Origin of the sequence: Vibrio tubiashii ATCC 19109 (genome assembly GCF_000772105.1) — a bacterium.
Classification (GTDB): Bacteria; Pseudomonadota; Gammaproteobacteria; order Enterobacterales; family Vibrionaceae; genus Vibrio; species Vibrio tubiashii.
In genome coordinates, this window is record NZ_CP009355.1 from 491,574 (window position 1) to 506,146 (window position 14,573).

Annotated in this window: 13 protein-coding genes; 8 read left to right on the forward strand and 5 right to left on the reverse strand. The window is 43.2% G+C overall.

The genetic code is table 11. The features are described from left to right. Positions 1-2: 2 nt before the first annotated feature. Both IX91_RS17310 and IX91_RS17315 read left to right on the forward strand, forming a co-directional pair. Positions 3-899 (forward strand): SMP-30/gluconolactonase/LRE family protein, encoded by an 897-nt coding sequence (locus IX91_RS17310; RefSeq protein ID WP_004744034.1) that lies wholly within the window; start codon positions 3-5, stop codon positions 897-899. 119 nt (positions 900-1,018) lie between these two features. Next, on the forward strand, positions 1,019-1,363 hold the full coding sequence (locus tag IX91_RS17315) for a YajD family HNH nuclease (RefSeq protein ID WP_004744035.1): 345 nt from the start codon (positions 1,019-1,021) through the stop codon (positions 1,361-1,363). Positions 1,364-1,383: 20 nt separating this feature from the next. Here the strand turns inward: IX91_RS17315 and IX91_RS17320 are convergent, their stop codons facing one another. Further along, positions 1,384-1,812 (reverse strand): winged helix-turn-helix transcriptional regulator, encoded by a 429-nt coding sequence (locus tag IX91_RS17320; protein WP_004744036.1) that lies wholly within the window; start codon positions 1,810-1,812, stop codon positions 1,384-1,386. Positions 1,813-1,911: 99 nt separating this feature from the next. On the opposite strand from IX91_RS17320, the gene IX91_RS17325 reads away from it, so the two are divergent. After that, positions 1,912-2,562: a glutathione S-transferase family protein gene (locus IX91_RS17325; RefSeq protein ID WP_004744037.1), complete on the forward strand. Its 651-nt coding sequence runs from the start codon at positions 1,912-1,914 to the stop codon at positions 2,560-2,562. Positions 2,563-2,691: 129 nt separating this feature from the next. Here IX91_RS17325 and IX91_RS17330 read toward each other — a convergent pair whose 3' ends face one another. The 4 genes from IX91_RS17330 to IX91_RS17345 form a co-directional block, all read right to left on the reverse strand. After that, positions 2,692-4,284 (reverse strand): hypothetical protein, encoded by a 1,593-nt coding sequence (locus tag IX91_RS17330; protein WP_004744038.1) that lies wholly within the window; start codon positions 4,282-4,284, stop codon positions 2,692-2,694. Positions 4,285-4,455: 171 nt separating this feature from the next. Further along, positions 4,456-7,320, reverse strand: coding sequence for an aminomethyl-transferring glycine dehydrogenase (gcvP, locus tag IX91_RS17335; protein WP_004744039.1), 2,865 nt, complete (start codon positions 7,318-7,320; stop codon positions 4,456-4,458). Positions 7,321-7,441: 121 nt separating this feature from the next. Next, positions 7,442-7,822 carry a glycine cleavage system protein GcvH gene (gene gcvH / locus IX91_RS17340; RefSeq protein ID WP_004744041.1) on the reverse strand — a complete coding sequence of 127 codons (381 nt, stop codon included), beginning with the start codon at positions 7,820-7,822 and terminating at the stop codon, positions 7,442-7,444. A 36-nt stretch (positions 7,823-7,858) separates the two neighbouring features. Then, positions 7,859-9,154, reverse strand: a complete 1,296-nt coding sequence (locus tag IX91_RS17345; protein ID WP_004744042.1) for a serine hydroxymethyltransferase — start codon at positions 9,152-9,154, stop codon at positions 7,859-7,861. A 369-nt stretch (positions 9,155-9,523) separates the two neighbouring features. Between IX91_RS17345 and IX91_RS17350 the strand changes: the two genes are divergently transcribed. From IX91_RS17350 to IX91_RS17370, 5 genes are all read left to right on the forward strand, one after another. Beyond that, positions 9,524-10,147 carry a helix-turn-helix domain-containing protein gene (locus IX91_RS17350; protein WP_004744043.1) on the forward strand — a complete coding sequence of 208 codons (624 nt, stop codon included), beginning with the start codon at positions 9,524-9,526 and terminating at the stop codon, positions 10,145-10,147. Between the two features lie 258 nt (positions 10,148-10,405). Further along, positions 10,406-11,524, forward strand: a complete 1,119-nt coding sequence (gene gcvT / locus IX91_RS17355) for a glycine cleavage system aminomethyltransferase GcvT (protein ID WP_004744044.1) — start codon at positions 10,406-10,408, stop codon at positions 11,522-11,524. 106 nt (positions 11,525-11,630) lie between these two features. Further along, on the forward strand, positions 11,631-12,593 hold the full coding sequence (locus tag IX91_RS17360; RefSeq protein ID WP_236642959.1) for a S1 family peptidase: 963 nt from the start codon (positions 11,631-11,633) through the stop codon (positions 12,591-12,593). A gap of 73 nt (positions 12,594-12,666) precedes the next feature. Then, positions 12,667-13,695: a S1 family peptidase gene (locus IX91_RS17365; RefSeq protein ID WP_004749051.1), complete on the forward strand. Its 1,029-nt coding sequence runs from the start codon at positions 12,667-12,669 to the stop codon at positions 13,693-13,695. Between the two features lie 131 nt (positions 13,696-13,826). Further along, complete coding sequence (locus tag IX91_RS17370) at positions 13,827-14,495, forward strand: LuxR C-terminal-related transcriptional regulator (protein WP_038197018.1); 669 nt, start codon at positions 13,827-13,829, stop codon at positions 14,493-14,495. The last annotated feature ends 78 nt before the right edge of the window (positions 14,496-14,573 follow it).

A 14,573-nucleotide genomic window follows, 5' to 3' on the forward strand; every position in this document is an offset into this window, starting at 1 on the left:
AAATGAATAAATTAATGTTTATGGCCGCCGTCACCGCCTTCTCGATTGGCGCTTCTGCTAGCTCTTTAGTGGAAGGTGATCCGACTCTTGTGGGTGATTCTTTTGGGTTTGTTGAAGGCCCCGTGTGGGATGCAAAACACCAACGTTTCTTGTTTAGTGATATCCCAAACAACAAAACGTATTCATATGTTCCTGATGGTAAGCTGAGTGTTTTTGACAATAACTCTGGTTATGCCAATGGTCTTGCTATTGATCTGAAGGGCAACCTTTGGGCAGCCCGTCATGATAGAAAACTGTCATACCGTCAGGAAAGTGGAGAGAAGGTCATTGCTGCCGCGACATACAACGGCAATCTGCTCAATAGCCCAAATGACCTAACCGTTAACAGCGATGGAAGCGTTTGGTTCACTGATCCTCCATTTGGTATCCAAGGTTATGGCCCTGCTAAGGCGGAGTCAGAACAACCCGTCAACGGTGTTTATCGATATCTAGATGGTGATCTAAAGCTGATGACTGGAGAGTTAGAGTTACCCAATGGCATTGTTTTTTCTTCTGATGAATCGTTGTTATACGTTGCCGATACTTCTGATGGCTGGGTATACCGATTTGATGTTAATGATCAATCAATCAGCAATAAAACTCAGTTTGCTCAGGTGAAAGCAACCTCCGGTTCTGAGCCTATGGTCGACGGTATTGCTGTGGATTTTCACGACAATCTTTTTGTCGCAGCACATGGTGGTGTTGGTGTGTTTGATAAACAGGGTAAACAAATTGACTTCATTGCTATCGACGCGGACCATATCAGTAACCTAGAAATTGGTGGCGAGCAACAAGACTTACTGATGGTGACCGCATACAACAAAGTGTTAGTGTTCAAAATTAAGTCATCGACAAACTAATTTATGGACAAAAGCAGGGATTGGTAGATACACCAGTCCCTTTTTATTAGGCCTGATCATTTTTTCCCAACTGTGTCCATGCTAGCATCTGACTGAATCAATGCCTATGGGGTAGCAAAATGTCTTCAGATTTTTACGGAACCAGTGCTAGCTATGCACGCAAAGAAGCTGATTATCGGGAAAAAGCGTTAAAACTCTACCCTTGGGTATGTGGAAGCTGTGCTAGGGAGTTTGTTTACTCAAATTTGCGTGAGTTGACAGTTCACCACAAGGATCATGATCATACAAATAATCCAGAAGATGGAAGCAATTGGGAGCTGCTGTGTCTTTACTGCCACGATCATGAGCACAGTAAATATCTAGAGCATGATCGTTATGGCAGTGAGATAAAGCCGGGTCAAGATGATCATCAAGGGGCGACCTACAATCCGTTTGCAGAACTCGCGAGTATGATGAAAAAATAGTCCAACCATTTTTGTTGCACTTAATTATTTTTCGATTCTGTAGTTAAGCCTTCTCGCAACTTTTGACGCAAGCGTTCAGGTTCTTCACGTAGTGTGCGAATGAAATCAGAAGGAACTTCGGTTTTGGTGTCGTATTTTTCGGACCAATCGATCATCGCTAGCATCATAGGTAGCAAATCTATTCCTTTGTCGGTCAATGTGTAGACGAACTTAGAACGCTTAACAGTATCACGTTTTTTACTGATTAATCCGTTTGATTCTAAATCCGCAAGTCGGCTCGCCAAGATGTTAGTAGAGATACCTTCGCCTGCCTCTAAAAACTCTTGATAGTAATGCCGACCTTTAAACATCAAGTCTCGAAGAATCAGAAAGCTCCATTTATCTCCGAATTGGCTCATGCCAAAACGAACCGGACAGCCTGACCACTCTTTAGTTTTTTTATCTACCATTCATTAATCGTACTCGTTTTAAATTTAACTTGCAAAATGAAAGTTAATTTTCTAGGGGTATTTTACTTGCAAAAAACAAGTTAAATTCAAGGAGGACACATGAAGCTATACGCAATTGTAGGATCGCCCAACTCTCGTAAAGTATTGGCAGTGATCAATCATCTAGAGCTAGATATTGAAATAGAGTATCTAGATTTGTTTTCTGGGGAGCACAAACAGCCCCAATACCTGAGCCTAAACCCGAATGCCATGGTGCCGACGTTTATTGATGGTGATATTTCACTGTGGGAATCTAACGCCATTATTCAGCATTTAGCTGAGACTTCAGGTACAAATGACCTATATCCAAACAATCAAACAGTAAGAGCGGATATCAATCGTTGGTTATGTTGGGAGCTCGCCCATTTCAATCAAGCCTTTGGAACGTTAGCGTTAGAAGCCGTCGCCAAACCCAAATTTATGGGTATAAAAGGCGATGATGCTGTTATTAATTGGGCCAGCCACAACCTAGTTCGATTTGCTGAAGTATTAGAGCAGCACCTACAAGGGCGCCTGTTCATGGTTGGTGATGCAATAACATTGGCGGATTACGCAATGGTGCATGTCGAGTTTTTTAAAGAAAGCATCCCTTTTGATTGGGAACCCTACCCCAACGTCAACGCGTATTTTGAACGCATGCGTAAGGCCCCCCATTGGGCTGCTACAGCATCAAGCAAAACTGAAGAGATTGGTAAATCAACGAAAGGGTAGTCCCTTACTCGATGAGCGTGAGGCATGAAATAAAAAAGGCGAACCATTGGGTTCGCCATTCTTCTTTACAAAACATATTCAATAATACAGGAGAAAAATTACTTAATAATCACTCTTACGATGATTGCTCTATTTTTGATTGAAAGAGTATAAGTTTCCAGCCTTGGTAAATATTTTTTCGATATAAGTTTCATCTATTTTAGAGTCCAACCTTGTTCCCAGTGAGACTAGTTGTAACTGAGCTCGCTGACTTCTAAGTGCAGGAGTCAGCTTGATACCCTCATCATTACTTAACTCAGACAGTTTATTATTAATTGAATCTACATTTCTGACATAGGTATAAGAGTCAATTTCCTCTCGATTAAGAGAAACCTCTAGTAGGTATAACGAAGAAACATAGTAATCCAACGCAGCTTCTATTTCAGACTGTTGCCTATATAATTCAGCTTGGAAAGACGAGCTGAATATGGCTTTATTTATCTCTCCATGATCTAGAAAGTAGTTCAGTGACGTCTCACCATGCTCGATTGCTTTTTTATAATCGCTATTATGTCTATACAGCATAGACTTAAGTTGCATTACTACACCTAAGTTATACGTGTAGGTGTGATCTTTCATGAATTTTTCTACTTGAGTTAAGCGTTCTTCTAATCTAAAAACATCATCTTTAGATAGTTCACCCTTTTTAAAAATATTGTAGGACATAAACTCGACGTAGCTAAGGTTCGCTCTAGCTATTAAAAGTTTGCTTTCTGATTCTTTAGCTAATCGTAGATGCTGTTTGTATAGGTACTCAATTTCATCTCGACTTGTCTTTGAGCCTTGATTTAAATTGGCGTGATAGCTAATGATTCTTCTATCATGACTTAGGGCTTCTTTCAGGTTGCCTAATTTAATAAAGTGGGCCTTAGCATTTTCCCAAGATACCAGAGCATTACCCTCTTGCCCTATGGTTGAGAAGATGAAACCATTTAACTTGTGAAGTGAAGCCATAGCATTCAGAGTTCCGATATTAACTAACTCCCTTCTAACCTTATTAAGCAGTTCCACTCTCCACGCAGAGTCTGATTTATATCCGAATACAACTTTTAAATATTCCAATTCTAGAATACTCTTCTTGTTTACTAAGAACTGATTATTATTTATTAACTCATTCAATTGTCCGAAGCTCAATAAATCATTTTTAATCAAGTAGTGATCTAATAGAATCTTAGCAACATTAAAAATTTCTTTGTTGTCAAGAGCATGCCTAAAAAAATACCGAGAACATACAAAACTATCTAGTAAACAAGTAGGTTTTAGGTGACTTCTGACAAGAATTAATAGCTTCTCATGCATCAAAGGCGATTCTATTCCGTTACTTTCCACCTGTTTAACTAGTACTTTAGACTGAGAATGTTGAAAGTAAATATCATCCATTTTAAGATTATTGGTACTCTCTAGGAGTTGAGTCGCTAATTCTTGATTTTTGGACTCCAGTAACTCACTAATTCTTTGATTGTAAATGCTTTCTAGATGCCTTTGATTGATTTGAACTAGTGAGGCGTCGACTAAATTAAAAACTGGTACAATTGCCGCTATAAGAACCGCAGGAATCCCAATTATTCTGAGAATAAATGATAGTCTTTCAAGAAGTGATTTAGGCTCGGGTTCGTTATTTTTAAGTGATTTTATTGTTTTGTTTAGTCGAGAAATGTTCCTAGCTAACTGAATGTTGTTCATGGTGATACCATTAACTTTATCTATGTAATATACAGATTAGACAACAGTGTTAAAGAGATAAAAATTGTTATGCGTTCTGAGGAGTATGTCACTATTTCAATTTTAGCGTTTAATAATGACAAACTAAAAAGGCGAACCATTGGGTTCGCCTTTGACTTACTGTAAAGAAACTTAGTCTTCGTAGCTGTCGATGCTTGGGCAAGAACAGATTAAGTTACGGTCACCGTATACGTTGTCTACGCGGTTTACTGTTGGCCAGTACTTCCAAGACTTGGTAGCAGGTGATGGGAAGCAGCCTAGTTCGCGAGAGTATGGGCGATCCCATTCATCTTTCGCTAGGTCTACTTGCGTGTGAGGTGCGTTGACTAGAGGGTTGTTTTCTAGTGGCCACTCACCGTTTTTCACCTTCGCCATTTCTTCGCGGATTGCGATCATCGCTTCGCAGAAACGATCGATCTCTTCTAGATCTTCAGATTCTGTTGGCTCAACCATCAGCGTACCCGCTACTGGGAACGACATGGTTGGTGCGTGGAAGCCGTAGTCCATTAGACGCTTGGCGATATCTTCTTCGCTGATACCTGTTTCTTCTTTCAGTGGACGAATATCAATAATACATTCGTGAGCCACACGGCCGTTAGTACCACGGTAAAGAACAGGGTAGTGAGGGCGTAGACGCTCCATCATGTAGTTTGCGTTAAGGATTGCGACCTTAGTTGCTTCTGTTAGACCCGCTTCACCCATCATCGCGATGTAAGCCCACGAGATTGGCAGGATAGAGGCACTACCAAGGTCTGCTGCTGATACCGCAAAGTCTTCACCTTCGACACCGTTTTCGATGTGACCCGGTAGGAAAGGTGCTAGGTGAGATTTAACACCGATAGGACCCATACCCGGACCGCCACCACCGTGTGGAATACAGAAGGTTTTGTGCAGGTTAAGGTGAGAAACGTCAGAACCAATCAGGCCAGGAGAGGTTAGACCAACCTGAGCGTTCATGTTTGCGCCGTCTAGGTAAACCTGGCCGCCAGCCGCATGAACCATTTCACACACTTCTTTCACTTGCTCTTCGTATACGCCATGCGTAGAAGGGTAAGTGATCATGATGCTTGAAAGATTATCGGCATGCTTTTCAATCTTGGCTGCTAGGTCTGACATGTCGATGTTACCGTCGTCGTCACACTTAACAACAACGACTTTCATTGACACCATAGATGCCGTCGCTGGGTTAGTACCGTGCGCTGAGCTTGGGATCAGACAGACGTTACGGTGACCTTCGCCACGGCTATCGTGGTAGCGTTGAATCGCGATAAGACCTGCGTACTCACCAGATGCACCAGAGTTAGGTTGCAGTGAAAAGTCATCGTAGCCTGTGATTTCACATAGCTTCTCTTTGAGATCTTTCGCTAGCGCTGAGTAACCCGCCGCTTGCTCGATTGGCGCGAATGGGTGGATAGAACCAAATTCTGGCCAAGTCACTGGGATCATTTCAGCGGCTGCGTTAAGTTTCATTGTACAGCTGCCCAGTGGGATCATACCGTGAGTTAGCGAGAAGTCTTTGTTCTCAAGCTGTTTCAGGTAACGCATCATCTGCGTTTCACTGTGGTGAGTATTGAATACTGGGTGAGTGAGGTACTCAGACGTACGGCGAAGTGCTTCTGGGATCGCTGCAAATTCGTTGCCTGCGATCTCTGAAGATAGAGTACTAACTTCTTCTTTCACGCCAAAGACAGCAAATAGTGCTTCAATATCATCCGTTGTCGTTGTTTCGTCTAAACTCACACCTAGCTTGCCTTGAAGTAGGCGAAGGTTGATATCAGCCGCTTGCGCTTTTGCGTATAGCGCTTCAGTATTATCAGCAGTATTGATAGTGATGGTATCGAAGAAGCTATTGTGAGCGAGCTCGAAACCAGACTTAGTCAGGCCAGCCGCTAGAATCGCAGTCATATGATGTGTGCGACGAGCAATCGTACGTAATCCTTCTGCGCCGTGGTAAACCGCGTAGAATGACGCCATGTTGGCTAATAGTGCCTGAGCAGTACAGATGTTAGATGTCGCTTTCTCGCGGCGGATGTGCTGTTCACGAGTCTGCATTGCCATACGCAGTGCTTGGTTACCGTTAGTATCGATAGAGACACCGATAACACGACCAGGCATAGTGCGCTTGTGTTTATCACGTGTTGCCATGAATGCAGCGTGTGGACCGCCGTAACCCATAGGAACACCAAAGCGCTGAGCTGAGCCGATAACTACGTCCGCGCCCATTTCACCAGCAGGTTTCAGTAGCGCAGATGCAAGAAGATCAGTTGCTACAGTAACCAGTGTTTTGTTTGCTTGCGCTTTTGCAATGATATCCGTTAAGTCGCGAACTTCACCTGTTGTACCCGGGTACTGAACAAGTGCACCAAACACGTCTTGCTCTGGCAGAGATTCTAGTGAGCCTACTTGAACATCAAAGCCGATGTATTTAGCACGAGTTTTTACAACTTCTAGCGTTTGAGGGTGAACATCGTCTGCTACAAAGAAGACTTTACTCTTGCTCTTACCAGCACGCTTACATAGCGTCATCGCTTCGCCAGCCGCCGTTGCTTCGTCAAGAAGTGATGCGTTAGCAATGTCCATTGCTGTTAGGTCCATCACCATCTGTTGGAAGTTAAGTAGCGCTTCTAGACGACCTTGAGAAATTTCTGGTTGGTAAGGCGTGTATGCTGTGTACCAACCTGGGTTTTCAAGTACGTTACGTAAGATAACGTTTGGCGTGAAGGTGTTGTAGTAACCTTGACCGATGAAAGTACGCTTAATTTGGTTTTGGTCGGCAAACTCACGCATCGCAACCAACATGTCTGCTTCGCTTTTTGCTTCCGCAAGAGTCATTGGTTTTTCTAGGCGAATTTGCGCTGGAACGGTTTCTTCAATCAACGCATCTAGGTTTGCTACGTTGATTGCTTCCAACATTTTCTGTTGGTCTGATTTGTTTGGGCCGTTGTGGCGAGCAACGAACTCGTTTTGTGTGCTGAGGCTTTGAAGTAATTCAGTCATTGTCCTTTACCTACTCCGTAGTCCGGGTAATGGATATCATTACTGATATATCTAATTATACGTCCGAACTTAGAAAAAAAGCTGCCACCCAAGTCGGGGGCAGCTTTCTGCATCTTCCTAATTACTCGTCTTCGATTGAGTTTAGGTACTCTTCTGCGTCTTTAAGGTTGTCTAGTTCAGATGCGTCAGACATCTTCACTTTAACAATCCAGCCGCCTTCAAAAGGTTCTTCGTTAATAAGCTCTGGGCTATCTTCTAGTTCTTCGTTGATCTCTACGATTTCACCAGTGATTGGCGCGTAGATGTCTGAAGCTGCTTTTACAGATTCAACCAGAGAGAAGCTATCGCCTGCTTCGATTTCATCTTCTACTTCAGGTAGGTCAACGAATACTACGTCACCTAGCATTTCTTGAGCGTGCTCTGAAATACCGATAGTTACTGTGCCGTCACCGTTGTCACGTACCCACTCGTGGCTATCTGCAAACTTCAGTGTTTTGTCCATTGCTTAATCTCCAAAAAATAACTTTGATTAATTTGTTTATTGGTAAAGTGGGAAGCGAGCACACAGTGTTTTCACTTCTTTGCGAACGCGTTGTTCTACTTCTGCGTTACCTTCAGGGTTGTCTACTAGCCCATCTAGTACGTCGCCAATCCAATTACCGATGAGTTTGAATTCTTCAGCGCCAAAGCCGCGGCTTGTACCCGCAGGCGTACCCAAACGGATGCCCGATGTAATCATAGGCTTCTCTGAATCGAATGGGATGCCATTTTTGTTACATGTGATCCCTGCACGTTCTAATGCTTCTTCAGCTTTGTTACCTTTCAAGCCCTTAGGACGAAGGTCAACCAACATTAGGTGCGTATCTGTTCCGCCAGTCACAATGTCACAACCGCGAGTTTGCAACACTTCAGCAAGAACTTTTGCGTTATTGATCACTGAATCGATATAAGTTGAAAATTCAGGACCTAATGCCTCACCGAATGCAACCGCTTTTGCAGCGATAACGTGCATTAGAGGGCCACCTTGAAGGCCAGGGAACACTGCTGAGTTGATTTTCTTGATGATGTCTTCGTGGTTAGTCAGAATCATACCGCCACGAGGGCCACGTAGTGTTTTGTGCGTTGTTGTCGTAACAACATGCGCATGTGGAATTGGGCTAGGGTGTGCACCTGTCGCGATTAGGCCAGCAATGTGCGCCATATCAACCATTAGGATGGCATTAACTTCATCCGCGATTTCACGGAACTTAGCGAAATCGATAGTGCGAGGAATGGCACTACCACCTGCGATGATCATTTTTGGCTTATGCTCAACAGCAAGCGCGCGAACATCTTCGTAGTTGATTTCTAGAGTTTCACGGTCAACGCCGTATTGAACTGCATTGAACCATTTACCTGATAGTGCAGGGCGCGCACCGTGAGTAAGGTGACCACCCGCATCAAGAGACATACCTAAGATGGTATCACCAGGTTGAAGTAGAGCCAGTTTCACAGCGCCATTCGCTTGCGCGCCTGAGTGTGGCTGAACGTTTACATATTCACATTTAAACAGTTGCTTAGCGCGTTCGATTGCAATCGCTTCTACTGTATCGACGTGTTCACAGCCACCGTAATAGCGACGGCCAGGGTAGCCTTCTGCGTACTTGTTGGTTAGGCAAGTGCCTTGAGCTTGCATTACCGCTTTAGAAACAATGTTTTCAGAGGCGATAAGTTCAATTTGTTCGTTTTGACGTGTGAATTCCGCTTGGATTCCAGCGAAGACAGCGTCGTCAGTAGCAGCAAGGTTAGTAGAGAAAAAATTCTCTAGGCTGTGATTTTGAAACGGTTTGTTCATGGTAGATGACCTTCCATTCATGCCAACGAGATTCTTATGTCGTTCATTATTCTCGTTAGTTCTACTTCTATTACTACTCTTAACAAGGTAAGAGCAGGGTGAATTTCCAACCCCAAACGGTGGGGAAAACCGAAACTGAGCGTTAAAACAGTTAAGCACTGAGCTCGGAAATAACATCTCTACAACTAACAAGTTGGTAACATAGCGGTTGTAGCAAGAACAATCAACCAAAAATTTCCTATTGGAAACAAGGTTTCTAATTTTGTTAACAAGAGCACGGTTTATTTCTTGTTCGACGCTTTCTTCCACTATCTGCTTCGTGCACAATGAAAATGAAACAGGAAGTCGCAGTAATAAGTAGAGGGAAGCATGCCCGAAGATATCTATGATGAGTATCCATCTTTGACTCTTGCGAAAGAGTCATTGGACGAGAATATTGAGCCATTAAAGCTTGGCCAGAGAATTAAAGACATTCGTAGCAAGCTTGGGATAACGTTAGAAGAGGCCAGTCAGCGCACCGGATTAGCGCGTTCTACGTTAAGTAAAATAGAGAACGAGCAGATTTCGCCGACCTTCCAAGCAATGCAAAAATTAGCGTTGGGCTTACAGATAGATATGCCGCAACTCTTTGAGCCACCTAGAAAAAAGGTGGCGACAGGTCGTCGAGATATTACTAAGTCGAATCAAGGCAAACCCCATCCGACCCCGACTTACGAGCATGAACTTTTGGCGACACAACTATCTAATAAAAAGATGATGCCCTTTAAGAGCCAGGTTCACGCGCGCAACTTTGAAGAGTATGGAGATTGGGTCAGACATGACGGAGAAGAGTTCCTTCTTATCTTATCTGGTTCAGTGATGTTTTACTCTGAATTCTACGAACCCGTAGAGATGAATGAAGGCGATAGTGTTTATTATGATGCAAATATGGGTCATATGTTGATATCGACCAGTGAACAAGATGCACACATTCTTTGGGTCACTGCGAAATAATGTAGATTTAATGTGAATTTCCTATAGTGAATGCAACCGTTTGCTTTCATTTTGTTAGAGTATGATTTAGCGCCATTTTGGATGGTTTATATCCGAAATGGCGTTTTTGTTTTTTCTTTTTGTTGTGAATATGATGTTAAATGTCACATTTTGAATGTTCATCGTTAGGTTAAGAGTGCAAAAAATCCTCACTCATGTTTATTATTGGAAACAAGGTTTCCTCGAACGGAAAACGAACCTGATTAAATGGAGACAACAATGACTCAAGAACTACTTAAAACCCCTCTACACGCACTGCACGTTGAAGCTGGTGCGAAGATGGTTCCTTTCGCTGGCTACGATATGCCTGTTCAATACAAGCTTGGTGTTAAGAAAGAGCATTTACATACGCGTGATGCAGCGGGTCTGTTCGATGTTTCGCACATGGGGCAACTGCGCTTACACGGTGAGGGCGCGGCAGCATTCCTTGAGTCATTAGTTCCTGTCGACATTGTTGATTTGCCACAAGGCAACCAGCGCTATGCTTTCTTTACCAATGAGCAAGGCGGCATCATGGATGACTTAATGGTGGCTAATCTAGGCGACCATCTATTTGTTGTTGTCAATGCAGCATGTAAAGAGCAAGACATCAATCATCTAGAAGCGCATTTACCATCAGGTGTTGAGCTAGAGATTATTGATGATCGCGCACTTCTAGCACTGCAAGGCCCTAAAGCGGTAGATGTGCTTAAGCGTTTCAATGCCGAAGTTGCTGACATGCTGTTTATGGATGTGAAGAAGCTTGAGATCTTGGGTGTTGAATGCATCGTTAGCCGCAGTGGTTACACGGGTGAAGATGGCTATGAAATCTCAGTTCCAAATTCACATGCGCAAGAGTTGGCACAAAAGCTAACTGGCGAAGAAGAAGTTGAATGGATTGGTCTAGGCGCACGTGATTCGCTTCGTCTAGAGTGTGGCCTGTGCTTATACGGACACGATCTTGATACAACGACGACACCTGTAGAAGCAAGCCTACTTTGGGGTATTCAGAAGATCCGCCGAGCAGGTGGTGAGCGTGAAGGTGGCTTCCCTGGTGCCGACATCATCCTTAAGCAGATTGAAACTAAAGATGTTTCACGTAAGCGTGTTGGCTTAGTTGGGCAAACTAAAGCGCCAGTGCGCGAAGGTGCTGAGCTGTTTGACGCTGAAGACAACAAAGTCGGTGTAGTAACCAGTGGTACAGCAGGTCCTAACGCAGGTAAGCCAGTATCAATGGCGTACGTACGTGCTGACCTTGCTGCGATTGGTACAGAATTGTTTGCTGATGTGCGCGGTAAGAAACTACCGATGACAATTGAAAAAATGCCATTTGTGCCACAGCGTTATTACCGCGGCTAATTATTGTATGACATCATACACTTCGTGTGTTAAAACCTCTCTTAGGAGAGGTTTTTTATGCGTATAATTCTGCACAATTAAATGGATTTGATGAATGGAAATGATTATGAGAAAGATTTCAGTGGTGCTTTCTTGCCTTTGGGCGGCTGGTGCTTATAGTGCAGATATAAGCCCATATATAGTTAATGGCTCTAATATTAGTGCTACCACGCACCCGTCATTTGTAAGTTTGTTCTACGATAGGATTGATTATGACGGCCGTTATGGTTCTGGGCCTTATTGTGGTGGCACTCTGTTGAACAGCCAACACGTGCTGACAGCGGCTCACTGTATATACAGCTCGACGGGGTATCAATTGTTTACTTCGGTTGTTCCACAACTGCAGAATGAAACGGATTTCCCCAATTCAGTACTGCAACGAGTGATGGTTAGCGAGATTTATTTCCCAAGCAGTTACAACCACAGCACGCTGGCTAATGATATTGCGATATTAAAGTTGGCCTCTCCAATCACTGCGGTCTCTAGCTACGCGACCCTAGCTGTACCTGCTAATGAGAGCAACTATAGGCAAACGTCTCCGACTCAAGTGTTTTATGCGGTAGGGCATGGCAATACTCAAACCAATGTAGACGCTAGTACCAATTTACAAAGGACTCAGCTTCAGTATGTTCCTAACGCCAATTGCAATGTCTATACAAATGCAAATACAAGCGCAAATCTGTGTATGACAGGTGCTGCAACCGTCGTATACGATAATGCGACTTGTCAAGGGGACTCTGGTGGACCTTTGTACTGGGATGACTCAGGTAGTTTTATCCAAGTCGGAGTGACTAGCTTTGGTCCTCAAACCTGTGGTGATCCAACGATTACAGCGAATTCTGTCTTTACCGAGGTGTCAGATCATCAGGCTTGGATAAACTCTGTACTGTCTGGTGGTGAAACACCAAAAGTTCAAGCTACCGAAGCGTCAAGGAATTCGTTTCTTAACCCAAGTTCAGGTGGAGGCGGCTCTCTAGGTCTCGCCTTTCTAACTCTATTAGGTTTCGTTGGCTGGAGACGCAGTAAATAACTCTCCAATGATCTGACGCACTTTCTACATCGTAATCTAAACTTAAAGGGTGATTACGATGTAGGAAGAAAGCATGAAAGCGTCAATTCGTTTAGTTTGCCTACTTTTGCTCACCAAGTTGAGCTATGCCGTTGAAGTTACTCCCTATATCGTTAACGGTAGTGATGTTAATATTGTCAATTACCCTTCCTTCGCCAGTCTTTTCTTTCGCAACGGTAACTTATATAGCTCGTCATCTTACTGCGGCGCAACGATGATTAATTCGCAGTTCGTGCTTACTGCTGCCCACTGTATCTACGATGATGACAATTTGATGCTGTATACCGTTGTCGCTCCTCAACTGGATGATGAAAGTAACTTTCTCTCGAATCAGCAGGCCAAAGCTTTAGAGTTTTACTACCCGGATACATATATTGATTCATCTGCGGAGCTTTGGCCTGATGACATTGCCATTATCAAGTTAGAAACGCCGCTGGCAGTTTCCAATTATACCTCTCTTATAAACACGACGATTAACAATACGTTTTCAGTCAGTGATACCTTTAAAGCGATAGGACATGGACTGATTGAAGGAAATGTATCGGGCGGAACGAACCTTTTGGAAACGACTCTTACTTATGTCACGACATCGGATTGTCAAGTTGAATACGGTAGCAAGCTTACCTCAAGCCATCTTTGTTTCAGTGGACCAATCAGCGGCGGTTATCGCAACTCAACTTGTAACGGGGATTCTGGCGGGCCTGTCTATTGGTATAATGGATCTCAGTACATTCAAATTGGCATAACGAGTTTCGGACCAAGTACGTGTGGCGATACTAGCCGAAATGTGACCTCAGTTTTTACCGATGTACATGATTACCAAGCTTGGATATCTCGCGTTATCAATGGTCTTGAAACCCCGAAAGTTTATGTCGCAACCGTTAATGGTGTGCGCACATTAGTGAAAGGGGCGTCATCACCACCAGTGACAACAACGAGTGGAGACAGTGGTGGCGGGAGTACAAATCTGCTAATACTTCTCTATCTTCTGCTAGTACTTTTAGTCCGTTTCCGGTCGATATTCACGATGCGCATATTCAATTTGTGCGCTTCTCATAAATGAGAATATTTGGCTAATTTTATGAAATTTAACGATATTTCCTGCATCATTTGCTGCTGTTTATGATTTGTTAGGTTGACTATTTGCCACTAAACGATAGTTTTAACTTATCGATAAATCGAGCAGGAATTACCATGATGAATAATGATATTTATAAAATTACTCTTGTTTCTGATGTCACTATGCAATCGAAACTGCTGAAAGATTCTTTGGAAAAAGGGCTGGATCTCCAAGTAACCATGGTTACTTCCGAGGCGCTAGAAGAAATGGAAGAGGGGAGTTCATTACTTGGCAATCTTGTTCTTATCGATTACCACTATCTGGATGAAAGTAAGTTTGAAGCGTACAACGAAGCCAAAATGGTTAGCCAATACACGGTCAAAGAAATAGTGTTTAACTGCCCTAATGAAGCGCCTTCAAGCCATCTTTTTAAGTGGCGTAATCTAGTCGGAGTTTTCTACGTTGATGATGAGGTTTCTTTACTGCTCAAAGGTATGGAAAAGATCATGAATGATGAAATGTGGCTATCGCGTAAAGTCGCTCAAGATTATATCGAGCATTTCCGTTGTGCTAATACCGTTACTACATCCCAAGCCTATGCGAATTTAACTAAGCGCGAGAAAGAAATCATGCGTTTACTTGGGCACGGTGCATCCAATATTCAAATTGCAGAAGAGTTGTTTGTCAGTGAAAACACGGTGAAAACGCACTTACACAATATTTTTAAGAAAATTAATGCCAAGAATCGCCTCCAAGCGCTGCTGTGGGCAAACAATAATATTGCTCTAGAAGAGCGGGTTTAGTTGTATTAATAGTTAATTTTCTTTGCCAGGCCAAGCATCAATGCTTGGCCTTTTTTGTTGAAAAATCTTATCGATAAA

What these genes read in the sequence shown, in the direction of transcription:
- IX91_RS17350 (WP_004744043.1), top strand. Translation starts at nt 9,524, where the DNA reads ATGCCCGAAGATATCTATGATGAGTATCCATCTTTGACTCTTGCGAAA.
- gcvT (WP_004744044.1), top strand. Translation starts at nt 10,406, where the DNA reads ATGACTCAAGAACTACTTAAAACCCCTCTACACGCACTGCACGTTGAA.
- IX91_RS17365 (WP_004749051.1), top strand. Translation starts at nt 12,667, where the DNA reads ATGAAAGCGTCAATTCGTTTAGTTTGCCTACTTTTGCTCACCAAGTTG.
- IX91_RS17325 (WP_004744037.1), top strand. Translation starts at nt 1,912, where the DNA reads ATGAAGCTATACGCAATTGTAGGATCGCCCAACTCTCGTAAAGTATTG.
- IX91_RS17345 (WP_004744042.1), bottom strand. Translation starts at nt 9,154, where the DNA reads ATGAACAAACCGTTTCAAAATCACAGCCTAGAGAATTTTTTCTCTACT.
- IX91_RS17370 (WP_038197018.1), top strand. Translation starts at nt 13,827, where the DNA reads ATGATGAATAATGATATTTATAAAATTACTCTTGTTTCTGATGTCACT.
- IX91_RS17360 (WP_236642959.1), top strand. Translation starts at nt 11,631, where the DNA reads ATGAGAAAGATTTCAGTGGTGCTTTCTTGCCTTTGGGCGGCTGGTGCT.
- IX91_RS17320 (WP_004744036.1), bottom strand. Translation starts at nt 1,812, where the DNA reads ATGGTAGATAAAAAAACTAAAGAGTGGTCAGGCTGTCCGGTTCGTTTT.
- gcvP (WP_004744039.1), bottom strand. Translation starts at nt 7,320, where the DNA reads ATGACTGAATTACTTCAAAGCCTCAGCACACAAAACGAGTTCGTTGCT.
- IX91_RS17315 (WP_004744035.1), top strand. Translation starts at nt 1,019, where the DNA reads ATGTCTTCAGATTTTTACGGAACCAGTGCTAGCTATGCACGCAAAGAA.
- IX91_RS17310 (WP_004744034.1), top strand. Translation starts at nt 3, where the DNA reads ATGAATAAATTAATGTTTATGGCCGCCGTCACCGCCTTCTCGATTGGC.
- IX91_RS17330 (WP_004744038.1), bottom strand. Translation starts at nt 4,284, where the DNA reads ATGAACAACATTCAGTTAGCTAGGAACATTTCTCGACTAAACAAAACA.
- gcvH (WP_004744041.1), bottom strand. Translation starts at nt 7,822, where the DNA reads ATGGACAAAACACTGAAGTTTGCAGATAGCCACGAGTGGGTACGTGAC.